The 22,474-nt window shown below is 60.7% G+C and carries 19 protein-coding genes; 13 read left to right on the forward strand and 6 right to left on the reverse strand.

The features are described from left to right. Positions 1-97: 97 nt before the first annotated feature. The 8 genes from tssB (at position 98) to AC07V9_RS23650 (ending at position 11,167) form a co-directional block, all read left to right on the forward strand. On the forward strand, positions 98-628 hold the full coding sequence (tssB, locus tag AC07V9_RS23615) for a type VI secretion system contractile sheath small subunit (RefSeq protein ID WP_495018052.1): 531 nt from the start codon (positions 98-100) through the stop codon (positions 626-628). 15 nt (positions 629-643) lie between these two features. Next, entirely contained in the window at positions 644-2,137 is a 1,494-nt protein-coding gene (gene tssC / locus AC07V9_RS23620; protein ID WP_495018053.1) for a type VI secretion system contractile sheath large subunit, read from the forward strand. A 315-nt stretch (positions 2,138-2,452) separates the two neighbouring features. Further along, positions 2,453-2,941 carry an Hcp family type VI secretion system effector gene (locus AC07V9_RS23625; protein ID WP_495018054.1) on the forward strand — a complete coding sequence of 163 codons (489 nt, stop codon included), beginning with the start codon at positions 2,453-2,455 and terminating at the stop codon, positions 2,939-2,941. A gap of 78 nt (positions 2,942-3,019) precedes the next feature. After that, entirely contained in the window at positions 3,020-3,541 is a 522-nt protein-coding gene (tssE, locus tag AC07V9_RS23630; protein ID WP_495018055.1) for a type VI secretion system baseplate subunit TssE, read from the forward strand. After that, positions 3,538-5,397 carry a type VI secretion system baseplate subunit TssF gene (gene tssF, locus AC07V9_RS23635; protein ID WP_495018056.1) on the forward strand — a complete coding sequence of 620 codons (1,860 nt, stop codon included), beginning with the start codon at positions 3,538-3,540 and terminating at the stop codon, positions 5,395-5,397. Before tssE ends, tssF begins: the two co-directional genes overlap by 4 nt. Continuing rightward, entirely contained in the window at positions 5,361-6,437 is a 1,077-nt protein-coding gene (tssG, locus tag AC07V9_RS23640; protein ID WP_495018090.1) for a type VI secretion system baseplate subunit TssG, read from the forward strand. Before tssF ends, tssG begins: the two co-directional genes overlap by 37 nt. Then, entirely contained in the window at positions 6,430-9,117 is a 2,688-nt protein-coding gene (gene tssH / locus AC07V9_RS23645; RefSeq protein WP_495018057.1) for a type VI secretion system ATPase TssH, read from the forward strand. Before tssG ends, tssH begins: the two co-directional genes overlap by 8 nt. 106 nt (positions 9,118-9,223) lie before the next feature. Continuing rightward, positions 9,224-11,167: a type VI secretion system Vgr family protein gene (locus AC07V9_RS23650; RefSeq protein WP_495018058.1), complete on the forward strand. Its 1,944-nt coding sequence runs from the start codon at positions 9,224-9,226 to the stop codon at positions 11,165-11,167. Positions 11,168-11,235: 68 nt separating this feature from the next. On the opposite strand, the gene AC07V9_RS23655 is transcribed toward AC07V9_RS23650, so the two are convergent. The 6 genes from AC07V9_RS23655 to AC07V9_RS23680 form a co-directional block, all read right to left on the reverse strand. Then, positions 11,236-11,619, reverse strand: coding sequence for a DUF6911 family protein (locus tag AC07V9_RS23655; protein ID WP_495018059.1), 384 nt, complete (start codon positions 11,617-11,619; stop codon positions 11,236-11,238). 8 nt (positions 11,620-11,627) lie between these two features. Next, positions 11,628-12,767: a cytidine deaminase-like fold-containing protein gene (locus AC07V9_RS23660; RefSeq protein ID WP_495018060.1), complete on the reverse strand. Its 1,140-nt coding sequence runs from the start codon at positions 12,765-12,767 to the stop codon at positions 11,628-11,630. A 3-nt stretch (positions 12,768-12,770) separates the two neighbouring features. Next, positions 12,771-13,205, reverse strand: a complete 435-nt coding sequence (locus tag AC07V9_RS23665) for a DUF1795 domain-containing protein (RefSeq protein ID WP_495018091.1) — start codon at positions 13,203-13,205, stop codon at positions 12,771-12,773. A gap of 246 nt (positions 13,206-13,451) precedes the next feature. Beyond that, positions 13,452-13,985, reverse strand: coding sequence for a hypothetical protein (locus AC07V9_RS23670; protein ID WP_495018061.1), 534 nt, complete (start codon positions 13,983-13,985; stop codon positions 13,452-13,454). Next, the gene (locus AC07V9_RS23675) at positions 13,982-15,274 is read right to left on the reverse strand and encodes a PAAR domain-containing protein (protein ID WP_495018062.1); all 1,293 of its coding nucleotides are present in this window, start codon (positions 15,272-15,274) and stop codon (positions 13,982-13,984) included. The genes AC07V9_RS23670 and AC07V9_RS23675 overlap by 4 nt, the downstream gene beginning before the upstream one ends. Before the next feature lie 31 nt (positions 15,275-15,305). Continuing rightward, positions 15,306-15,740 (reverse strand): DUF1795 domain-containing protein, encoded by a 435-nt coding sequence (locus tag AC07V9_RS23680; RefSeq protein WP_495018063.1) that lies wholly within the window; start codon positions 15,738-15,740, stop codon positions 15,306-15,308. A 360-nt stretch (positions 15,741-16,100) separates the two neighbouring features. Here AC07V9_RS23680 and AC07V9_RS23685 point away from each other — a divergent pair, with 360 nt between their 5' ends. The 5 genes from AC07V9_RS23685 to AC07V9_RS23705 all read left to right on the forward strand — a co-directional run bounded on the left by AC07V9_RS23685 (position 16,101) and on the right by AC07V9_RS23705 (position 22,455). Next, a complete protein-coding gene (locus tag AC07V9_RS23685; protein ID WP_495018064.1) occupies positions 16,101-17,795 on the forward strand; it encodes a molecular chaperone HscC in 1,695 nt (564 codons plus the stop codon). A 5-nt stretch (positions 17,796-17,800) separates the two neighbouring features. After that, positions 17,801-19,645 carry a J domain-containing protein gene (locus tag AC07V9_RS23690; protein WP_495018065.1) on the forward strand — a complete coding sequence of 615 codons (1,845 nt, stop codon included), beginning with the start codon at positions 17,801-17,803 and terminating at the stop codon, positions 19,643-19,645. Positions 19,646-19,877: 232 nt separating this feature from the next. Continuing rightward, positions 19,878-20,573, forward strand: coding sequence for a sulfotransferase family 2 domain-containing protein (locus AC07V9_RS23695; protein ID WP_495018066.1), 696 nt, complete (start codon positions 19,878-19,880; stop codon positions 20,571-20,573). Beyond that, positions 20,566-21,225 carry an adenylyl-sulfate kinase gene (gene cysC, locus AC07V9_RS23700; protein WP_495018067.1) on the forward strand — a complete coding sequence of 220 codons (660 nt, stop codon included), beginning with the start codon at positions 20,566-20,568 and terminating at the stop codon, positions 21,223-21,225. Before AC07V9_RS23695 ends, cysC begins: the two co-directional genes overlap by 8 nt. Before the next feature lie 99 nt (positions 21,226-21,324). Beyond that, complete coding sequence (locus AC07V9_RS23705; protein ID WP_495018068.1) at positions 21,325-22,455, forward strand: mechanosensitive ion channel family protein; 1,131 nt, start codon at positions 21,325-21,327, stop codon at positions 22,453-22,455. Positions 22,456-22,474: the final 19 nt, after the last annotated feature.

The following is a 22,474-nucleotide window of genomic DNA, read 5'->3' on the forward strand; positions in this document are numbered from 1 at the left end:
CACGCAGCGAATCCGCCCATGCAAGGATCACGCAACCCCGTTACCGGCCAAGACCGATGACGCCAATCACGTCGCAGCAGCGACCAGGAGGAGCAACGTGGCGAACACCAGTTCTCAGAAATTCATTGCGCGCAACCGCGCCCCGCGGGTCCAGATCGAGTACGACGTCGAGCTGTACGGGGCCGAAAAGAAGGTCCAGCTGCCGTTCGTGATGGGCGTGATGGCCGATCTCGCGGGCAAGCCTGCCGAGCCGCTGGCGGCAGTGGCGGACCGCAAGTTCCTGGAAATCGACGTCGACAACTTCGATTCGCGGCTCAAGGCCATGCAGCCTCGCGTCGCGTTCCACGTACCCAACGAGCTGACCGGCGAAGGCAACCTGAGCCTGGACATCACCTTCGAGAGCATGGATGACTTCAGCCCTGCCGCCGTGGCACGCAAAGTCGATTCGCTCAATCAGCTGCTCGAAGCGCGCACCCAGCTGGCCAACCTGCTGACCTACATGGACGGCAAGACCGGCGCCGAAGACATCATCATGAAAGCGATCAAGGACCCGGCCCTGCTGCAGGCCCTGGCGAGCGCACCAATGCCCCAGGACGCCGACTCTCAAAGTACCGAGCCGAAGGCCTAATCAGGACGAACGACCATGACCGAATTGCTGCGTGACAATCAGGCTCAACCCAGCCAGACCGAAGACACCAGCGAGTTTGCCTCGCTGTTGCTGAAAGAGTTCAAACCCAAAACCGAGCGTGCCCGCGAAGCCGTCGAAACCGCCGTTCGCACCCTGGCCGAACAGGCGCTGGCGCAGACCGATCTGGTCTCCAATGACGCCATCACCTCGATCGAATCGATCATCGCGGCCATCGACGCCAAGCTCACCGCACAAGTGAATCAGGTGATCCATCATCCTGAATTCCAGCAGTTGGAAAGCGCCTGGCGCGGCCTGCATTACCTGGTCAACAACACTGAAAGCGATGAGCAGCTGAAGATTCGCGTGTTGAACATTTCCAAGCCGGAACTGCACAAGACCCTGAAGAAATTCAAAGGCACGGCGTGGGATCAGAGCCCGATCTTCAAGAAGATGTACGAGGAAGAATACGGCCAGTTCGGCGGCGAACCTTACGGCTGTCTGGTGGGCGATTACTACTTCGACCAGTCACCGCAGGACGTGGAGCTGCTGGGCGAGCTGTCGAAAACCTGCGCGGCCATGCATGCGCCGTTCATCGCGGCGGCCTCGCCAACGGTCATGGGCATGGGCTCCTGGCAGGAGCTGTCCAACCCGCGCGACCTGACCAAGATTTTCACCACACCGGAATACGCGGGCTGGCGTTCGCTGCGTGAGTCGGAGGACTCGCGTTACATCGGCCTGACCATGCCGCGCTTCCTGGCCCGCCTGCCGTACGGCGCCAAGACCGATCCGGTGGAAGCCTTCGCCTTCGAAGAAGACACCGACGGCGCCGACAGCGCCAAGTACACCTGGGCCAACGCAGCCTATGCGATGGCGGTGAACATCAACCGCTCGTTCAAACACTACGGCTGGTGCTCGCGGATTCGTGGCGTGGAGTCCGGTGGCGAAGTGCAGAACCTCCCTGCGCACACCTTCCCGACTGACGATGGCGGCGTGGACATGAAGTGCCCGACCGAAATCGCGATCTCCGACCGCCGCGAAGCGGAGCTGGCGAAAAACGGTTTCATGCCGCTGCTGCACAAGAAAAACACCGACTTCGCTGCGTTCATCGGCGCGCAGTCGCTGCAAAAACCCGCTGAATACGACGACCCGGACGCCACCGCCAACGCCAACCTGGCCGCGCGCCTGCCGTACCTGTTCGCCACCTGCCGCTTCGCCCATTACCTGAAGTGCATCGTGCGCGACAAGATCGGCTCCTTCAAAGAGAAGGACGAGATGCAGCGCTGGTTGCAGGACTGGATTCTGAATTACGTCGACGGTGACCCGGCGCACTCCACCGAAACCACCAAGGCCCAGCATCCTCTGGCTGCCGCCGAAGTAGTGGTCGAGGACGTCGAGGGCAACCCGGGTTACTACAACTCGAAATTCTTCCTGCGCCCGCACTACCAGCTCGAAGGCCTGACCGTGTCGTTGCGTCTGGTTTCCAAGCTGCCGTCGGCCAAAGGCGCCTGATCAAGCGGGCTCGAAACTGTGGAACCGAATTCATTCGGGATGCTGATCGACGGCGCCGCAAAGGTCGTCTGTCCTGGCCTCTCGCGAATGAATTCGCTCCCACAGGGTTGTGTGTCGAGGCAGGTTATCGCCCGAACGCTGAGCACACTGTGCGAGCAACTTCATTCGCCAGACGGGCTGTCAGCTGATTGAGATGCGTCGCCTGAACCCATTTTTAATGAGTTCACCCACCGGGTGAATCCCGAATCTGGAACAACGCCGAAGCCCGTGCGCATCGGCAATCAACATCGTGGTGAAGACCACACTGGAGAAAACATGGCTGTTGATATCTTCATCAAGATCGGCGACATCAAGGGCGAGTCCATGGACAAGGCCCACAAGGACGAGATCGATGTGCTGGCCTGGAGCTGGGGCATGTCCCAGTCCGGCAACATGCACGTCGGTGGCGGCGGCGGTGCGGGCAAGGTCAACATTCAGGACATCTCGCTGACCAAGTACGTCGACAAGGCCACGCCAAACCTGATGATGCATTGCTCCAGCGGCAAGCACGTCGACAAGGTCAAGCTGACCGTGCGCAAGGCCGGCGGCGAAAGCCAGGTCGAGTACCTGATCATCAACCTGGAAGAAGTGCTGATCACCTCGCTGACCACCGGCGGCTCGGGTGGCGACGATCGCCTGACCGAAACCATCACCCTGAACTTCGCCCAGGTGCTGGTCGACTATCAGCCGCAGAAGGCCGATGGCACCAAGGACGGCGGGCCGATCAAGTACGGCTGGAACATCCGCTCCAACACCAAGCGTTGATTCACGACGCCCCCGCCGCCAATGGCCGGGGGCGTTTGCCGTTTTTCCGATTTCGATCCTCTTTCCGGTGCCTGACGTATGGCCTTGCCTTCCGACCTGACCTTGCGCGAACGCTTGCAGCCCTCGCTGCTCGATCGCCTGACCGACGAGGAGCCGGGCAATCTTCAGGAGAGCGCCGACAAGCGCGTATTGTCACTGAGCCAGCTCAAGGCCTCGGTGCTGCGCGACCTCACTTGGCTGCTCAACACCACCTCCTTGCTGGACCCCGACACCACGCTGCACACGCCCGCTGGCACCTCGGTGGTCAATTACGGCCTGCCTGCGCTGGCAGGCAACAGTGCGTCGAGCATCGATGTGAGCGTGCTCGAAGGGCTGATGCATCAGGCCATCGCCACCTTCGAACCGAGAATTCTGCGCCACACCCTGCGTGTTCGCGCCCAGACCCTGCCCGAGCAGATGAACCACAACGCCCTGAGCTTCGAGATCGAAGGCGATCTGTGGGCGCAGCCGGTTGCGCTGCCGCTGTTGCTGCGCACCGAACTGGATCTGGAGTCCGGTCATGTGCAGGTCGTCCCGGCCGAACAACGGAGGCGCCCATGAACCCGCGCCTGCTGGAGCTGTACAACCAGGAGCTGCAACACGTGCGCGAAAGCGCAGCGGAGTTCGCCAAGGAATACCCGAAGATTGCCGGACGCCTGACCTTGTCCGGGATGGACTGCGCCGACCCTTACGTCGAGCGCCTGTTGGAAGGGTTCGCTTATCTCACGGCGCGGGTGCAGTTGAAGCTCGATGCCGAGTACCCGACCTTCACCCATAACCTGCTGGAAATCGCCTACCCGCATTACCTCGCGCCGACGCCGTCGATGACCGTGGTGCAGATGCAGGTCGATCCGGACGAAGCGTCACTGAGCAGCGGGTTCACCCTGCCCCGTGACAGCGTATTGCGCGCCAGCCTGGGCCGTGATGCGCAGACGCCCTGCGAATACCGCAGCGCCCATCCGGTGACGTTATGGCCGCTGAAGGTCACGCAGGCCGATTATTTCGGCAGTCCCACCACGGTGCTCGGGCGCCTGGCCGCCAGTGAGCCCAAGGCCAAGGCAGGCTTGCGCATCACCCTTAAAACCGGTGCCGAACTGCCATTCAACGCGCTGGACCTGACAAACCTGCCGCTCTACCTCAATGGCGCTGACGAGCTGCCGTTTCGGCTGTACGAGCAACTGCTCGGCAACGCGTGCGCAGTGTTCGCGCGGCAACCCGGCGCCGACTGGGTCGAACGCCTGCCTGATGATGCGCTGAAATCCTGCGGCTTCAATGACCGTGAAGCCGCGATGCCCGTCGTGGCTCAGGCGTTTCAGGGCTATCGGCTGCTGCAGGAATATTTCGCCCTGCCCCAGCGTTACCTGTTTGTCGATTTCACTCATCTGGGCCGTGCGGTGCAGCGTTGTTCGGGGCAGGAGCTGGAGCTGATCGTGTTGTTCGAGCGCTTCGATCAGAGCCTTGAGGGCGGGGTCGGGCCGCAGCAGTTCGTGCCTTTCTGCACCCCGGCAATCAATCTGTTCCCGCGCCGGGTCGACCGCATTCACCTGTCCGACCGCGTCAACGAGCACCACGTGATCGCCGACCGGACACGGCCCATGGACTTCGAAATCCATTCGCTGACCGGCGTCACCGGTCATGGCACCGGGCCTGAACAGCCGTTTTTGCCGTTTTACGCCGTGCGCGATCCTTCGCGCTATGGCCGCGACAAAGCCTATTACACCCTGCGGCGTGAACCTCGCGTCCTGTCCAGCGAACAACGTCGAACCGGCACGCGCTCGACCTATGTCGGCAGCGAAACGTTCGTCAGCCTGGTGGACAGTCAGCAAGCGCCGTATCGGCACGACCTGCGTCAACTGGGCGTCACCGCGCTGTGCACCAATCGCGACCTGCCGTTGTTCATGAGCACAGGCAGTGGCAAGACCGATTTCACCCTTGCTGACAGCGCGCCGGTCACCTCGGTTCGCTGCCTCGCAGGCCCCAGTCGACCCCGCGCCAGTCACGCTCACGATCAAAAAGCCTGGCGCCTGATCAGCCAACTCTCGTTGAATTACCTGTCCCTTAGCGAGCAAGGCCAGGGCGCGGCGGCGTTGCGCGAGCTGCTGCGGCTGTACGGCGACAGCAACGACGCAGCCCTGCAATTGCAGATCGAAGGCCTGCACGAGGTCAGCAGCAAACCCTGCACGCGACGCTTGCCGATGCCGGGGCCGATTGTGTTCGGGAGGGGGCTGGAGATCACGCTGACGTTCGATGAAAACGCCTTTCGCGGCACCGGCGTGTTTGTGCTGGGTGCGGTTTTCGAGCGGTTTCTGGCGCGCTACGTGTCCATCAACAGCTTCACCGAGACCGTGATTCGTACCCGCGAGCGCGGCGAGATCATGCGCTGGAAAGCCCAGCCCGGCCGGCGTCCGACCCTGTGAGCACGCTCAACGAGATGCACGAAGCGCCCTGGGAATATGATTTTTTCCAGGCCCTGCGGCGCATCGAGTGCGAATCCCCGGAACTGCCGCGCCTCGGGCATTCCCTGCGTCTGGCCGACGACCCGCTGCGCCTCGGCCAGCAGCCGGATTGCGCGTTTGCGCCCTCGACACTGGCAGCTCTGAACCCTGCTGAAGACGGCAAGCCCGCCCGGCTGGAACAGTTTTTCTTCGGCCTTGGCGGCCCCAACGGCCCCCTGCCGCTGCACCTGACCGAATACGTGCGCGAGCGTCAGCGCAACAACGCCGACAGCACCAGCAAACGCTTTCTCGATGTCTTCCACCATCGCCTGCTCAGCCTGTTCTACCGCGCCTGGGCCGAGGCGCGGCCGACCGTCAGCCATGACCGCCCGGACGATGATTACTGGTCCGCGCGGCTTGCCGCTTTCAGTGGTCGGGGCATGCCGAGCCTGCTGGATCAAGGCCTGATTCCCGACACGGCCAAGCTGCATTTCAGTGGGCATCTGTCTGCACAAACCCGCTACCCGGACGGGCTGAAAGCGATCCTTGAGGATTATTTCGGGCTGCCGGTCGAGATCGAAGAGTACGTCGGCCAGTGGTTGGAGTTGCCGGAGCGCAGTCGCGTCGGGCGCACTGCCCATCGATTGGGCGTCGACTTTTGCCTGGGCAGTCACGTTTGGGATCGGCAGCACAAATTCCGCATCCGCCTGGGGCCCCTGACGCTCGACGAATACATGGGCATGCTGCCCGATGGCGAACCCTTCAAGCATCTGGTGGCGTGGGTCGCCGAGTACCTGGGCCACGAACTGGACTGGGACCTGAACCTGATTCTGCAACAACCGCACATCCCGAAACTGCAACTCAACGGCCAGTTCCGCCTGGGCTTCAACACCTGGCTGGGACAACCCAAAGAAGACGCCTGCGACCTGATTCTCGCCCGCCATTACGCCGACCAGGCGAATGCGGCAGAGCCTGAGCTTGCGTCGGCAAACCATTCAGTCAGGAGCACGGAACATGGGTGAGATCAGTCGCGCAGCGCTGTTCGGCAAACTCAACAGCGTCGGTTACAAGGCCATCGAAGCGGCCACGGTGTTCTGCAAACTGCGGGGCAACCCCTATGTGGAACTGGCGCACTGGCTTCATCAGTTGCTGCAATTGCAGGACTCAGACCTGCACCGGATCATTCGCCAGTTCAACGTCGAACCGGCGCGTCTGGCCCGCGACCTGACCGAGGCGCTGGATCGCCTGCCGCGCGGGTCGACGTCCATCACCGATCTGTCATCGCACGTCGAAGAAGCGGTCGAGCGCGGTTGGGTCTACGGCAGCCTGATGTTCGGCGAAAGCCAGGTGCGCACAGGGTATCTGCTGATCGGCATCCTCAAGACGCCGAGCCTGCGTCATGCACTGCTCAATCTGTCCGGCGAGTTCGACAAGCTTAAGGTCGAGGCCTTGAGCGAGCGGTTTGACGAATACGTCGGCGACTCCCCGGAAAACGCCCTCAGCGCCAACGACGGTTTCAACGCAGCGTCCACGCCCGGCGAAGCCAGTGGCGCGATTGCCCCAAGCGCGATGGGCAAACAGGAAGCCCTCAAGCGCTTCACAGTAGACATGACCGAGCAGGCCCGCAGCGGCAAACTCGACCCCATCGTCGGGCGCGACGAGGAAATTCGCCAGATGGTCGACATCCTCATGCGCCGCCGACAGAACAATCCGATCCTCACGGGCGAAGCAGGTGTGGGCAAAACCGCTGTGGTCGAAGGTTTTGCGCTGCGCATCGTGGCAGGCGACGTGCCGCCTGCGCTCAAGGATGTGGAGCTGCGCAGCCTCGATGTCGGCCTGCTGCAGGCCGGGGCAAGCATGAAAGGCGAGTTCGAACAGCGTCTGCGTCAGGTCATCGAAGACGTTCAGGCCTCGCCCAAACCGATCATCCTGTTCATCGATGAAGCCCACACGCTGGTTGGCGCAGGCGGCGCGGCGGGTACGGGCGACGCCGCCAACCTGCTGAAACCGGCATTGGCTCGCGGCACCTTGCGCACCGTCGCAGCCACGACCTGGGCCGAGTACAAGAAACACATTGAGAAAGACCCGGCCCTTACCCGCCGTTTTCAGGTGGTGCAAGTCGGCGAGCCTTCCGAGGACAAAGCCCTGCTGATGATGCGCGGCGTGGCCTCGACCATGGAAAAACACCATCAGGTACAGATCCTCGACGAAGCGCTGGAGGCCTCGGTCAAGCTGTCCCATCGCTACATTCCGGCGCGCCAGCTACCGGACAAATCCGTCAGCCTGCTGGACACCGCTTGCGCGCGTGTCGCCGTGAGCCTGCATGCCGTGCCTGCAGAAGTGGACGACAGCCGTCGGCGCATCGAGGCGCTGGAAACCGAGTTGCAGATCATCGCGCGCGAACATGCGATTGGCGTCAATACGGGCTCAAGAAAACTCAATGCCGAATCTCTCCTTACAACTGAGCGCGAGCGCCTGATTGAACTTGAAAGTCGTTGGGCCGAAGAGAAAAACCTCGTCGACCAACTGCTTGGCTTGCGCGCAACACTGCGCGAAGAACGAGGTTTGGTCGATACGATTCAGGATCCAGACAACTACGAACAAAAGGCGATGGCAGATCAACTCGCCGACCTGCAATCTCGTCTCAGCGCCCTGCAAGGCGAAACCCCGCTGATTCTGCCGACCGTGGACTATCAGGCTGTCGCTTCGGTGGTCGCCGACTGGACCGGCATCCCCGTCGGACGCATGGCGCGCAACGAATTGGAGACCGTACTCAACCTCGACCAGCACCTGAAAAAACGCATCATCGGCCAGGACCACGCGCTGCAGATGATCGCCAAGCGCATCCAGACCTCCCGCGCAGGCCTGGACAACCCGAGCAAACCCATCGGCGTGTTCATGCTCGCGGGCACCTCGGGCGTGGGCAAGACCGAAACCGCGCTGGCCCTGGCCGAAGCCATGTACGGCGGCGAGCAGAACGTCATCACCATCAACATGAGCGAGTTCCAGGAAGCCCACACGGTGTCCACGCTCAAGGGCGCGCCGCCGGGTTATGTCGGTTACGGCGAAGGCGGCGTGCTGACAGAAGCCGTGCGCCGCAAGCCCTACAGCGTGGTGCTGCTGGATGAGGTGGAAAAAGCCCATCCGGACGTCCACGAGATCTTCTTCCAGGTGTTCGACAAAGGCGTAATGGAGGATGGCGAAGGCCGGATGATCGACTTCAAGAACACCCTGATCCTGCTGACGACCAATGCGGGCACCGAGCTGATTTCGCACCTGTGCAAAGACGCGCTGAACGTGCCCGACCCTGAAGACATTGCCAAGGCCCTGCGCCAGCCGCTGCTGGAGATTTTCCCACCCGCACTGCTGGGTCGGCTGGTGACCATTCCCTACTACCCGCTCAGCGACACGATGCTCAAGGCAATCACCCGCCTGCAGCTCGACCGCATCAAGAAGCGCGTCGAGAACACCCACAAAGTGGCGTTCGACTACGACGACGCGGTGGTGGACCTGATCGTCTCGCGCTGCACCGAAACCGAAAGCGGCGGGCGGATGATCGACACGATCCTGACCAACACCCTGCTGCCGGACATGAGCCGCGAGTTCCTGACGCGCATGCTCGACGGCAAGCCGATGGCCGGGGTGCAGATCCGCGAGCGGGATAACCAGCTGGATTATCAGTTCAGCGATGTCGGCGCCTGAGCCGACGCCATCGCGAATCAATTCGCTCCCACAGAGGAATGCGATCACCTGTGGGAGCGAATTCATTCGCGAAAAAACGCCGCCCCCGAACTTCATGAGATAACCCATGCAATTCATGCAACTCACCCGCCTGGCGCAAGTCAGCAGCCCACTGGGCCCGGACGTGCTGCTGCTCAGACACATGAACGGCGGCGACGAGCTGGGCCGCCTGTTCGAATACGAGCTGCAACTGACCTCCAGCGACGACGCCATCGACCTCAATCAGCTGCTCGGCAAACCCATGAGTCTCTCCGTGCAACTGAGCAGCGGGGGTAATCGCTACTTCCACGGGCTGGTCGCGCGTTGCAGCCAGAACGTCGACACCGGTCAGTTTGCCAGTTATCAGGTTACCCTGCGGCCTTGGCTGTGGATGTTGACCCGCACCTCCGACTGCAGGATTTTCCAGAATCTGACTATCCCGCAGATCATCAAGCAGGTGTTTCGCGATCTGGGCTTTTTCGACTTCGAAGACACTCTCAGCCGTCCTTATCGCGAGTGGGAATACTGCGTGCAGTACCGCGAGACCAGCTTCGATTTCGTCAGTCGCCTGATGGAACAGGAAGGTATTTATTACTTCTTCCGTCACGAAAAAGACCGTCACGTGCTGGTATTGGCCGACGCCTATGGCGCGCACCAGCCGGCCCCGGGTTACGAGTCGGTGCCCTTCTACCCCCCGGACGGCCAGCATCGCGAGCGTGATCACATCAGTGACTGGCGTCTGGCGCAGGAGGTCCAGCCCGGCTCGCTGGAGCTCAACGACTACGACTTTCAACGCCCCAGCGCGCGCATTGACGTGCGTTCGGCCATGCCGCGCCCACACTCGGCCGGCGACTATCCGCTGTTCGACTACCCCGGCAGCTACGTGCAAAGCGAAGACGGCGAGCACTACGCGCGCACCCGCATCGAGGCGATTCAGAGCCTGCACGAGCGTGTCGAACTCAGCGGCACGGCGCGCGGGCTCGGCGCCGGGCACGTGTTCAGCCTGACCGGTTTCAGCCGCCAGGATCAGAACCGCGAATACCTCATCGTCGCCAGCCGTTACCTCGTCAGCCAGGAAAGCCTGGAAACCGGCGGCAGCTCCGCAGGCCTGCAGTTCGAGAGCGCCCTGACCTGCATTGACGCCCATCAGAGCTTTCGCGCGCAGCCCGTCACCAAACGGCCCATCGTCAAAGGTCCGCAGACCGCGATCGTCGTCGGCACCGAGGGGTCGGAGATCTTCACCGACGCCTTCGGCCGGGTGAAAGTGCATTTCTATTGGGACCGCCACGACCAATCCAACGAGAACAGCTCCTGCTGGATTCGCGTATCACAGGCCTGGGCGGGCAAGAACTGGGGCTCGGTGCAGATACCGCGCATCGGCCAAGAGGTCATCGTCAGCTTTCTGGAAGGCGACCCCGACCGCCCGATCATCACCGGGCGCGTGTACAACGCCGAACAGACCGTGCCCTACGAGCTGCCCGCCAACGCCACTCAAAGCGGCACCAAGAGCCGTTCGAGCAAAGGCGGCACGCCGGCGAACTTCAACGAAATCCGCATGGAAGACAAGAAAGGCGCCGAACAGCTGTACATCCATGCCGAGCGCAACCAGGACATCGTCGTCGAAGTCGACGAGAGCCATTCGGTGGGGCATGACCGGCATAAAAGCATCGGCAATGACGAAACCGTGACCGTTGGCCAGGACCGTGTGCGCGCCGTCCAGCGTAACGACACCCTGAAGGTCGGCGGCGCCAAGTCCGACAGCATCAGCACCCAATACCTGATCGAAGCCGGCTCGCAGATCCGCCTCGTCTGCGGCAAAAGCGTGCTGGAGCTGAACGCCAGCGGCGAGATCAATATTTCGGGGTCGTCGTTCAAGATCTACGCCAGCGGCAAGGGCGATATCGATACCGGCGGGCGACTGGATTTGAACTCAGGCGGGGCGGGTGAGGTGGATGGCAGGGGTGAGGGTGAGCAAGGGAAAATCAATGCAGACGTGAAAGCGTTTTTTTCGGGCTCAGAGAAGGAAAAATAGATCTCCATCGGGCGCTGAAAGAGATTCAGCGCCCTGCTTGGATTGTAATAGCCAAGATTAATAAGGCATCAGTTGAGCCATTGACGAGAAACGTCGCCTGTATCGAAGAATTCTTTGACCAGATTGCAGACGAGGTCAAAATCGCGGGTCAGATGTCGGGCATCCCAATCATTACCCAGTATCTCCACCATCTCAGCGCTTGCCGTTGGATTGGAATAGGATCTGACGTCGCTGTCGTCCTCAGTAGTTTCCAACAGGGTGACGAGATAGTTTCCCCTATCAGCTGCCACACTCATGTTGAACGGGGCCACATCCGGAGCATCAGTTATCTCTAAATCAACCGAACCCGCACCAAGCTTCAAACGCCTGAGTTGGGCCCAAACCTCACCCCAATCGCTCACGTAATGATTGCCGCCAGAGCTATCGCCCATTTCTGAGATAGCCCAAGACATTAGCAACTTCATTCGCCACCACTCCCACGCATCTTGTTCATTCCTGACTCCCAGAATAGTGTTCTACCTGATTTCATCTCATGAATTGACAGTGAACGGAGCCCGGCTGCCTTGGCCATCGAAGCCACATCTGACTTACAGTAATCGCACACATACTTACCTTTTACCGTCATGACCATGTCGGCATTCTTGGTCAATCCTGCTTCGTATGCCCGCTGAATAACCCCGACTTCAGCATGCGCGTCCGCCATGTTGCCGTTGGGAAAGGGCTTCTGATGCTTGGCAACTCTCTTATTCACCTTTTCGGCTATCAATGTTGGATGGTCACGATCCGCCTGAGCTGCCGGCCTAGCCCTTTGATTCACATCCCGAATAACGGCCTGACCAATCCTCCCCTCTGCCAAAACCAGAGGCTCTTCCCGCAGCCTTCGGATTTGATGACTCTTGTATAACACTGCCTCCTTCACATGGGGCTTGGCCACATTCGCCGCCTTCGGCCCCGCCCCCAACAACACAATTCCCGCCACACCCTGCAGCAGATCGCGATACCCCGGCCCTAACCGGTCGCCCAAATCCCCGAGTAAGGCCATCCCACCCATGACCGCAGAGCCAACGACCACCACCCCTGCCAGCGCTGTCGCGCCGACCATGGCGGCAAGGACGGCGGCGGTGGCCACAGCGGCCAAACCCAATACCTCAAGGCCGGTTTTCATCCAGCCTTCTAGGTCCAGAACGAATACAACCGACACCGTTGAACCGCCGATGAAGACGTTCTCACTGCCAGTCTTGATGTGGGCGCCGCACGCCAGCTTGCTACCCAGACGCGCGGCTGGCTTGCCGTTGATGAAGACGTCAGGGCTGCCTTGGGCGAGCTTGCCTGTCGTGGGTTCAGGCCAGTCTAAAAGGGTGCTTAAGCCCTTCACGACTTGCAGGACCGACAGCCCTCCACCCGCCATTGCGCCGCCCATGATGGCGATAGCCAGGCCGCCCGTGGCGGCAGTCGCTGCCAGAACCGCAGCGCCCACCAACGCACCGACGACAGCCCCGGCGATCATGCCGGCGAGGCCGAAACCATGGGCTATTTCATCGCCCACGCGAGCAGCAGGCTGCGCGTCTCTCGCAGCCTCCAATGCCTGATCCTCTGCCATCGTCTAGACGGGTATAGATCGTAGAGTGAGCGTGTGCATGACCTTCTTCCATGCCGCTTCGTGGTATGGAAGATCGTTAAAGGTTGTCGTCAGTGTGGTGATCAGGACCTTGCTGTCATGCTTAACAAACACCTGACGCAGCATCAGTTCGTGCCCTTCCCTCTCCCAGCTGTAGTCAGCCAGTGCGGCTGGAAAGCCGTTGAGTTCGAAGTCCCAGGTCTGAAGGCGCTTGAAGCCTGGCAGCTGCTGCTCGGCGCTCGTCAGCTGGTTGGCGACGTAGTCTGGGAAGTGGTCGTATGTGCCGATGGAATCGCGGCTGATAACGAAGCTGGCCTCGCTGGCACTCTCAACGGCAGGCAGCGCGAAAATATTTATCGTTTGATCCCGCCAGTCTGCGGGGATCTCAAGATCGGCTTCCTGAATTCGATAGGGCGTCATCACGAGCGGCGTTCCGTGCATATATGGATGGGCCTAAGGAGGGCGACCACATCCAGACATGTCGAGACTGAGAAGAGCCGCCCTCTTCGGGCCGTGTTTTATGCCAGCTGCGTAAAGACTATGAAGCAGGAACCGGCCTCCCAAGGCTGTAGGCCGTTTCTGAAGTCTTTGCGGTCCATCAAAGCACCCTCGTCCGAAGCGGCGTGAGGCGAACAGGGGGCTCGATTTGGACTCAGGAAGGGAAATTCAAATATTCGAAGGCACGAAATCCGGGCCACCCAACTTGTCACGCACGTTCAACGCGGTGCGCATCAAAGGCTCCCACAAGCCGGCCTTGCTGTTCCACGCTGCGCCAGCCCAGCGGGTATCGCTGACCAGCGCCGCTTTATTGGCTTCGAGCTGTTGCTTGAGTGACAAGGCCACTGCGCCCATGTCGGCGTCGAACAACTCGGCGTATCTGCCCTGGGGGTGAGAGGCTTTTTTCGACAGGCAAAAGCGGTAGTACCAGAGCCAGTCCGAAACCGCATAGATGGCCCGATTGCGGTCCGGATAAGTTGCGAGCGCTTTCAGCATGGCCGCGATGAAACGCGCCGCGAAGCTGGCATCGCGGGTCTGAAGCCAGTGAGGCAGCACCAGCTGATCGAAGGCCGCGATCACGTTTTGCGGCTCTTCGTTGTCGGCCTTGGCTTCCTGAAAGTAGAAGGGCTCGCCCACGATAAACTTTTCCAGTTCATCATTGGCCAGCGCCAGTTGCAGAACGTTGTCCGGGTTGCTGCTCATTGAATCCTCACGACGTCGTGGTTCGACATCAGCACGTTGATGTCATTGCCATGTTGAATCGAAACGTTATCCAGCACAGCCTCGCGCATACCTCCAGGATAGGTATGACCCGCTGGCCGCCAAAGCGAGTTGGCGCCGCCTTCGTTCCCGGACGGCATCAGCACGGTCGGCTTTTCCAGGTTGAGCACGTAGATTTCCTTGCCCGCCAGCGCGCCGGGATCATAGCCCAATGCCGTTTCCAACACGGACACATCTCCGGTCTTCTGAAACTCGGCGACTGTGCCCGCCAAGTCGGACTTGTTCATGACGAACTTGTTTGGGTTGAAGCCGGGATATTTCGGATTGGCGATGTCGTCTGCAGTGAAAATGAAACTGCCGCCGTCTTCGAAACTCGCCAGATGTTTGTCGATGTAGGCCTTCTCCAGATAGGTCTCGGGCAAAGGCCTGGACCCCTTGGGCATCGCCAGAATATCAGCCTCGGTGAAGCCGGGTTTGAACTTGGGAAGAGGCAGCTCATCAGGCGCGCCAAGCTTCGCCATTTTCGGGCCGAGCCCCAGCAACGCCATGCCTGCGACACCCTGGAGCAGATCGCGATACCCCGGCCCGAGTCGATCACCCAGATCACCCAGCAGGGCCATCCCGCCCATGATCGCGCCGCCGATGACCACAAATCCCGCCAGCGCAGCAGCTCCCGCCATTGCCGCGAGCACCAGCCCCGCTCCTGCGGCGATAAGGCCCAGCGCCTCAAGGCCGGTGTGCATCCAGCCTTCGATGTCGAGCACAAAGGCTACCGACACCGTAGGCCCACCGATAAAGGTGTTTTCACTGCCGGTCTTGATATGCGCGCCACACACCATTTTGCTGTGCAGCCGCGCCGCAGGGTTACCATTGATGTAGACCGTCGCACTGCCTTCGGCGATGAGCACCGGAAACGGCCACATGGGATGATTGAGCGGCAGACCACTGCAGCACGCCGACACGTCTTCACCCGCGCGCATCGCATTGCGGCTGTTGATGTAGACGTCGAAACTGCCGCGTATGAGCGCCCCCGTCGTGGGCTCCGGCAGATTGAAAATGGTGCTCAGGCCTTTGACGATCTGGAACATCGACAGGCCGCCCGCCGCAATCGAGCCCGCCATGATCGCCAGCGCGACGCCACCGGTGGCAACGGTTGCCGCGACCACCGCAGCCCCAATCAACGCCCCTGCCACAGCCCCGCCGATCATGGCGGCGACACCGAATCCGTGGGCTATTTCATCGCCTAAACGTGCTGCTGCCTGTGCATCCATCGCGCGTTCACTTCCTTGGCTGGCGGGTGCATCAGTTGAGGGTGGGTCTCGGAATCAGCGCAGCCATCACCTGCTTCCACGCAGGCTCGTGATGAACCAGGTCGCCGGGGGTAGTCGTCAGGGTAGTGATCAGCACCGCAGGCTGACGTTCGATGAACACCTGACGCAGCATCAGGTCACGACCTTCGCGCTGCCAGGTATAGTCCAGCAAGGTTGCGGCATGGCCGTGCAGCACGAAATCCCAGGTCTGCACCAGCTTGAAACCGGGCAGTTGCTGCTCGGCGCTTTTCAACTGATTGGCCACGTAATCGGCAAACGCCGCCTCGCCCTGTCCCGCATCGCGGCTGATGACGAAACTCGCTTCCTTCGCGCCGCCCACTGCAGGCAGCTTGAAGATATTAATGCTCTGATCCTGCCAGGCGTCAGGGATATCGAGGTCGGCTTCTTGGATGCGATAGGACGTCATGGGCAGGTTTACTTTCCGTGTAGGTGGGTGTCGCGAAAGGGGAAAATTTTCGGGTAATCGCCCTCAACAATCAAGGACGACAGCCTGATTACGCACGCATGCGCGACGAACTGACAGCGTCGCGCAAGCACCATTTAATGTTTATCTACGTGAACTTTATGAAACTTAATGCTCATATCGGTAGACATTAAAAGCACAAATATTGGCCGGGATTCAGTGCCACTGGCCTTCACCAGCCCTCTGCATCAGGCAGTTCACCTCAAGCCCCACCTCCAACCGCCGATAGTGTCTAATCACACCTTTCGTTTTTTCGTCTATCTCGGACAGACACACAGCAGTCCCGCAAGGAGCACGTTCGGCATGATTGTCGGTATAGATCTTGGCACCACCAACAGTCTGGTCGCCGTATGGCGCGACGGCGCCACTCAATTGGTCAGTAATGCGCTGGGCGAGCTGTTGACGCCCAGCGTTGTCGGCCTGGACGACGAGGGGCACGTGTTGGTGGGTAAAGCCGCGCGCGAGCGTTTGCAAACACATCCGACCACCACCACGGCGTTGTTCAAGCGCCACATGGGCAGCGCTCATGAGGTGAAGCTCGGTTCGCGCAGTTATCGGCCCGAGGAGTTGTCGGCGCTGGTGCTCAAGAGCCTGAAGGCCGATGTGGAACGCGCTTTCGGTGAGCCCGTGACCGAAGCGGTGATCAGTGTCCCGGCGTACTTCAGCGACGCCCAGCGCAAGGCGACGCGAGTGGCGGGCGAGCTGGCAGGTCTTAAAGTCGACAAGCTGATCAACGAACCCACCGCCGCGGCCCTTGCCTATGGCCTGCATCAGAAGGAAGGCGAAACCTCGTTTCTGGTGTTCGACTTGGGCGGCGGCACGTTCGACGTGTCGATTCTGGAGCTGTTCGATGGGGTGATGGAGGTCCGCGCCAGCGCCGGGGACAACTTCCTCGGTGGCGAAGATTTCGACAACCTGCTGCTGGAGCATTTCGTCTCGCTGCACAAGAGCGAGGCTGAATTCCCCACCACTCAGACCGTGAAACAGGCCCTGCGCCGGGAAGCTGAGCGTGTGCGAAAAGCACTGGGGCAAGACGCGAGCGCCGAGTTCGTGCTGCGCCATGCCGACCGCGAGTGGCGCAAGCCGATCACGCAGGATCAGCTCATCGAGCTGTACGCGCCGCTGCTGGATCGGCTGCGCGCCCCTATCGAACGGGCCCTGCGCGACGCTCGTATCCGCGTCGCCGATCTGGACGAAATCCTGCTGGTGGGCGGCACCACGCGCATGCCGCTGATCCGCAAGCTCACTGCCAGCCTGTTTGGCCGCTTCCCGTCCATCACCCTCAACCCCGACGAAGTCGTCGCTCAGGGCGCAGCAATACAGGCCGCCCTCAAAGCCCGGGATTCGGCGCTGGAAGAGGTGGTGCTGACCGATGTCTGCCCTTACACGCTGGGCATCGAGACCACCCAGCGCATCGGCGAGCATTACGAGGCCGGGCATTACCTGCCGATTATCGAGCGCAACACCGTGGTGCCGGTCAGCCGGGTCAGGACGGTAAACACCGTCAACGATCATCAGGCCTTCGTGACCGTGAAGATCTTTCAGGGCGAGAGCCGCAAAGTGAAGGACAACGTTGCCCTCGGCGAGCTTGAGATCAAGGTGCCGCGCCGCCCGGCCGGCGAGGTCGAGCTGGACGTGCGATTCACCTACGACAACAACGGCATTCTGGAAGCCGATGTGCGCATCCCGCTGACCGGCGAGGCGCACACGCTGGTGATTGAAAACAACCCCGGCGTGCTCACGCCTGAAGAAATTCAGGAGCGCCTGAAAGCCCTCGATTCGCTGAAGATTCACCCCCGCGAGCAGCAGGTGAACACGCACCTGACGGCTCGCCTGGAACGTCTGTATCAGGAGTACCTGGGCGATGCCCGCGAACTGGTCGGCTCGTGGGCCAATCAGTTCCAGCGCGTGCTGGAAACCCAGGATGAGCGCCAGATCAGTGAGGTACGCAGGCGCCTGGTCGAGCAAGTCGAACGCTTCGAGCGAGGGGACTGGTAAACGCCATGAACCCCTGGACTTTGCTCGGTCTTGAAGACGACGCCGATGAACGCACGATCAAACGCCAATACGCCAAGCTGCTGAAAGTCACCCGGCCCGACGACGACCCGGAGGCCTTTCAGCGCCTGCGCGAAGCGTACGAGCGGGCGCTGGACTGGGCGCGCAATCGGTTCGATGAGAAGGATGAAGACGACGCCTGTGACGCACCGATCACGACCTGCGCGCATGTTTCCCAAGCGCTGATTGAGCCTGCCCAGGCAACCCGCCCCCCTGCCGCCACAGACACCGTGGGCGTCGATCTGGTACAGCCCGCGCCAGATCCTCAGGTGCTTGCACGCCAGGCCGCGCGCTTTTTGGTGGAGCACACCACTGCGCAGAATCTGCAACAGCAGCATCAAAGCGCGGTGGAGCAAGGGTATGATCTGGCCTTCCAGCAACGCCTGCTCGAACACTGCCTGGAAGCTGAACAGCCCGACAGCGCGTTGCTCAAAGCCGCCACCGAACAGCTGCGCTGGCTGACGCCCTGGCAGACGTTGCGTTTGAGCGCCGATCAGGAAATCCAGCTCACCCAGCAATTGCTGGAAAGCGAAAGCACGACGCTTGAGCACCTGCTGATCGAAGGGCAGGAACGCGCGTTTCTCGCGGCACTGGAAAGCCTGACCGAGCGGCCATGGCTGGCGTCGCTTGAACGTCGCGATCAGTTTCAGCGCTGGACCATGTTTTTCCTGCACAACCACAAGGGCTGGACCGCCGCGCTGTTCGACCGGATCTGCACGCTGTTTGGTTGGGACGACCGCAAGGGCATCTTTCCGGAGCCGGAATTCATCTGGCGGCACCTGATCGAGCGCTGCGAAAAATACGGCTATTTCGAGCATTGGCAGCGGCTGGTCGCCAGCGGGAAGACCGACACCGTCGAAGAAAAGGCTGCAATGCTGGTTCTCAATCCTGGTCGCAAGGTCGACCGCCTGCGTCTTGCACGCTTCTGCAGCGCTGACGTGTGGATCACCTGCGAGCGCCTGTGCTCGACCATCAACAATCGCTACCCGGAAATGCTCGAACGCTTCCCAGAGGCCGATCTTCAGGCCTGGCGTGAGTTACAGGTCGCGCCAATGAACCCGACGGTGTGGACCTGGTTTGGCTGGCTGATGTTCAGCGCGCTGTTCATGGTGCCTAACGAGTTGATCAAAGGCCCTGTGGATGGCACTAAGAATGCAATGATCCTGCTGATATACCCCTTCCTGATGACGGGCATCTGCCGGATTTTCATGAGAGCATGGCGGCCCATCTCGCTGGCCATCGAAGACGCCGATGAATGGCTCAGCGACAAGGTCCTGCCCGAATGGCTGCACTGGCCGGCCTCGCAGGCGTTGGTCATGCGTCACGGCATTCCGCTGGTGTTGACGGGTGTGGTGGTGGCGCAGCAAGGGTTTGCGGCGTTGGTGTGCTATTCGCTGCTGATGCTGGCCTGGATATTCCTCTCGCCCTATCGTCATCCGCAGATCTACGCCCCGGTGCGCGAGGCAATCAAGCGCTTCCTGCACATCAACAGAGGCAAGCTGCTGCTGTCGGCAGCGGTTATTGTCGGGGCTGCGATTTTTGCCAGCATTTACCCGCTACAGCGTCACGACCTGCGCATCCCCAACGCCGGGCAAACGCTGCAGACGGCGCCCGCGCGTCAGCTCAACTGCCTCAGCGATCAGGCCATCGCCTTGATGGACAAAGAGTGCCAAAACTCGCTGATGCCGGAACGCTGCGCCAACTACACCCGCGAGCAGAAAGTCAGCCAGTGCTTCGGCTTGCAGAATCGCCTGCAGGGGGCGGCGGGCAACGCTTCGGTACCCGCTCAGTAATATAAACCGGGCTGTTTACGACCTCCTCGCCGGAAATTCTTAAACAGCCCAGTTACTTACACAATCTGATCAAACAAACTTACACGTAACCACCTTAATACAAAAAATTACACTTAATTACATGAAAGGCTGTTTGCGTAAAGTATTTGCAAAGTTCTCCCCAATTATTATAAGTGCCTGTAGCCTGAACGCCGACTGAACACCGCTTCATACCCCGCTACAGGTTACCCCCATGAATCACTTACTCTGGAAGTTAATTCCAAAGAACCAGCGCGAGTTCCTGCTTGAGCGACTTTCGGTCGTCGATCGTCAGGTGGTCAACAAGACTCTGTCGCGCAAGGCCCGGTTTCCCGAGGCTTTCGGCCATTTCGAGTGCATCTTCATTCATGTGCCCAAGTGCGCAGGCAGCAGCGTGGCGATGTCGATATTTGGCGACACCCCCACCGGCCATTTGCCCCTCTACTGGTACGAGAAGCAATTCAAAGATCGCTATGAGCAATACTTCAAGTTTGGCTTTGTACGTGATCCATTACATCGAGCATTGTCGGCTTATCGTTACTTATTGCAGAGTCCGCAGCCCCGGGACCGGGCCGCTTTTGAACTGGTCAGCCGTTACACCCGCTTCGACACGTTCATTGATAGTTGGCTCCATCCGGAGAATGTATCGAAACAAATACACTTCGCGCCTCAATATCATTTCCTGCAAAACGCCATGGGTCAGATCGCCGTGGACTTCATTGGTCGCCAAGAGCATCTGGAGTCGGACTTCGCCGCGCTGTGTGAACACCTGGGTATCAACAGCCAATTGCGCCACCTCAACCGCTCCCCAGGCCCTCGTTATCAAACCGCCGGGTTGTGTTCCGACGCTTCGCGAAAGCGCATTCGCGAAGTCTACGCCCGAGACTACGAGCTGTTTTCCTATGACTGATAGACGATCCGAAGCACGCCCCTTGATCATCGACGCGCCGCTGTCAGTGGGGCAGATCGAGCGTGAATCGCTCAAGCAGCAGCGCGCCTGCTGCATCTGGTTCACCGGTTTGTCGGGCGCGGGCAAGACCACCCTGGGCAATCATCTGGACCAGATTCTCGTGGCCCATGGGTTGCACAGTTATCTGCTCGATGGCGATCGCCTGCGCCGGGGCCTGTGTCAGGACCTGGGCATGAACGAAGAGAGTCGGCGCGAGAACGTGCGACGGATCGGCGAAGTCGCCAAATTGATGGTGGACGCGGGGTTGATCGTGATCGTCTCGGCGATCTCGCCCTATCGGGAAGACCGGGACGCCGTTCGGCGACATTTCGCCGAGGGCCAGTTCATCGAAGTGCACGTCAGCACGCCGTTGCGCGAATGCATGCGCCGCGATGCCAAGGGTTTGTACAAGGCGGTGCGGGAGGGACGAATCAAGCAGTTCACCGGCATCGATAGCCCGTACGAGCCGCCGCTGGAGCCTGAATTCGTCGTCGACACCAGCGCCGACAGCGGCAGCCTGTTCATCGACCAGTTGCTGTCGCAATTGCTGGAAACACGCCCACGCAGCGGCGCCTATCAGGCTTTTACCGGCTCACACGCGCTGGTGCGCTGATCCAGCCCCATCGCAGCAGATGCCCGACGAGGGGAACGATTGGTCGGCTCGGGGGTTCACACCTCTTGTCTTTGAACCGTCTTCCCGCGAGCGAACTGTATGGAACACGTACTTCCGGACGCCTGGCTCAACGCCCTGCCGCTTCCCTGGCTCAACACGCTGATCGCCGCCACCGCCGCAGTTTGCATTTCACTGCTGGGGCGCTGGATCGCCTTGGTGATACTTCGACGACTGGCCAAGTCCTTCGTTTTTGCCCAGCAACTGATTCATCGCGCCGAGGCCGCAACGCTGTGGCTGATCCCTTTGCTGGCGCTGCAAACCGTGTGGACGTCAGCCGACGATGACCTGCTGTTGATCAAGGGGGTGCGGCATCTTAACGGCATGCTCGTTGTGGCCTGTTTCACCTGGCTGGCGCTGAGCTGTGTCAAGGCGATTGGCGAGGCCGTGGCCATCCGTAACCCGCTCGACATCGAAGACAACCTGCAGGCGCGACGTATCCAGACCCAAGTGCGGGTGCTGGTGCGTTGCCTGAATGTGCTGGTGCTGCTGTTTGGCGTCGGGCTGATTCTCATGAGTTTTCCGCCGGTTCGCCAGATCGGCACCAGCCTGCTGGCGTCTGCCGGGCTGGCGGGTTTGGCCGCCGGTTTCGCCGCCAAACCGGTGCTGGGCAACCTGATCGCCGGGCTGCAGATCGCGATTTCCCAGCCGATCCGCCTCGACGACGTGGTGATCGTCGAGGGCGAGTGGGGCCGTATCGAGGAAATCAGCGGCACTTATGTGGTGCTGAAGATCTGGGACGAGCGGCGAATGGTCATCCCGCTGCAGTACTTCATCGAAAAACCGTTTCAGAACTGGACGCGCAGCACATCGAGCCTGATCGGCTCGGTGTTTCTGTGGGTCGATTATGCGTTGCCGCTGGAGGCGTTGCGTGAGGAAGCCGAGCGCATCTGCAAGGACATTCCTCATCTGTGGGATGGCCGGGTGTGCGTACTGCAGGTGACCGACACCACCGACAAGGCCATGCAGTTGCGGGTGTTACTGAGTTCGGCGGATTCATCGCGCAGCTGGGATGCACGCTGCCACATGCGCGAGCGACTGATCAGTTTCGTGGCCAAACAATACCCGCAGTGCCTGCCGCAACTGCGCGCGGAAATGTCCTCACGCACCGTACAGCCAGAGCGAGAGACTCGCGAGCCGCCGACCGAAATTGCCCGTCAGCCGCCCGTCTGAGACAGGCTCTCCGATGCAG

This window comes from Pseudomonas sp. GW821-FHT02A11, assembly GCF_059421985.1.

What these genes read in the sequence shown, in the direction of transcription:
- AC07V9_RS23625 (WP_495018054.1), top strand. Translation starts at nt 2,453, where the DNA reads ATGGCTGTTGATATCTTCATCAAGATCGGCGACATCAAGGGCGAGTCC.
- cysC (WP_495018067.1), top strand. Translation starts at nt 20,566, where the DNA reads ATGACTGATAGACGATCCGAAGCACGCCCCTTGATCATCGACGCGCCG.
- tssE (WP_495018055.1), top strand. Translation starts at nt 3,020, where the DNA reads ATGGCCTTGCCTTCCGACCTGACCTTGCGCGAACGCTTGCAGCCCTCG.
- tssH (WP_495018057.1), top strand. Translation starts at nt 6,430, where the DNA reads ATGGGTGAGATCAGTCGCGCAGCGCTGTTCGGCAAACTCAACAGCGTC.
- AC07V9_RS23650 (WP_495018058.1), top strand. Translation starts at nt 9,224, where the DNA reads ATGCAATTCATGCAACTCACCCGCCTGGCGCAAGTCAGCAGCCCACTG.
- AC07V9_RS23705 (WP_495018068.1), top strand. Translation starts at nt 21,325, where the DNA reads ATGGAACACGTACTTCCGGACGCCTGGCTCAACGCCCTGCCGCTTCCC.
- AC07V9_RS23675 (WP_495018062.1), bottom strand. Translation starts at nt 15,274, where the DNA reads ATGGATGCACAGGCAGCAGCACGTTTAGGCGATGAAATAGCCCACGGA.
- tssF (WP_495018056.1), top strand. Translation starts at nt 3,538, where the DNA reads ATGAACCCGCGCCTGCTGGAGCTGTACAACCAGGAGCTGCAACACGTG.
- AC07V9_RS23695 (WP_495018066.1), top strand. Translation starts at nt 19,878, where the DNA reads ATGAATCACTTACTCTGGAAGTTAATTCCAAAGAACCAGCGCGAGTTC.
- AC07V9_RS23665 (WP_495018091.1), bottom strand. Translation starts at nt 13,205, where the DNA reads ATGACGCCCTATCGAATTCAGGAAGCCGATCTTGAGATCCCCGCAGAC.
- AC07V9_RS23670 (WP_495018061.1), bottom strand. Translation starts at nt 13,985, where the DNA reads ATGAGCAGCAACCCGGACAACGTTCTGCAACTGGCGCTGGCCAATGAT.
- AC07V9_RS23680 (WP_495018063.1), bottom strand. Translation starts at nt 15,740, where the DNA reads ATGACGTCCTATCGCATCCAAGAAGCCGACCTCGATATCCCTGACGCC.
- tssC (WP_495018053.1), top strand. Translation starts at nt 644, where the DNA reads ATGACCGAATTGCTGCGTGACAATCAGGCTCAACCCAGCCAGACCGAA.
- AC07V9_RS23690 (WP_495018065.1), top strand. Translation starts at nt 17,801, where the DNA reads ATGAACCCCTGGACTTTGCTCGGTCTTGAAGACGACGCCGATGAACGC.
- AC07V9_RS23655 (WP_495018059.1), bottom strand. Translation starts at nt 11,619, where the DNA reads ATGTCTTGGGCTATCTCAGAAATGGGCGATAGCTCTGGCGGCAATCAT.
- AC07V9_RS23685 (WP_495018064.1), top strand. Translation starts at nt 16,101, where the DNA reads ATGATTGTCGGTATAGATCTTGGCACCACCAACAGTCTGGTCGCCGTA.
- AC07V9_RS23660 (WP_495018060.1), bottom strand. Translation starts at nt 12,767, where the DNA reads ATGGCAGAGGATCAGGCATTGGAGGCTGCGAGAGACGCGCAGCCTGCT.